General features: G+C 70.7%; 1 protein-coding gene. It reads left to right on the top strand.

Going from position 1 to position 276, the window contains the following annotated elements:
- The coding region (locus tag KUG43_RS17540) for a DUF4912 domain-containing protein (protein ID WP_216910957.1) at positions 1-276 on the top strand (276 nt) is incomplete at both ends.

Below are 276 nucleotides of genomic sequence, written 5' to 3'. Positions count from 1 at the left end.
CCGAGACCCGCGTCGTCTTCCTGCCCCGTGATCCCCAGTGGGCCTATGTCTTCTGGGACATCTCCGAGGACGACCGCTCAGGCGCCCTCCATGCCGGTGCCTCCCAGCTCTGCCTGCGCGTCGCCGACGTGACCGGCCTGGCCGGTGGTTCCGCCCACCCCCACACCCTCCAGGAGGTAGTGGTCGACAGCCATGCCACCGAGTGGTACCTCCCCGTTCCCCTCTCCGACCGCGACTACAGGGTCGAGCTCGGCTACCGCAAGGGCGCCGGCGGCG

This window comes from Synechococcus sp. CCY 0621 (assembly GCF_019038465.1).
Taxonomy (GTDB): Bacteria; Cyanobacteriota; Cyanobacteriia; order PCC-6307; family Cyanobiaceae; genus Cyanobium.
This window is presented reverse-complemented; position numbering and strand designations above follow the sequence as displayed.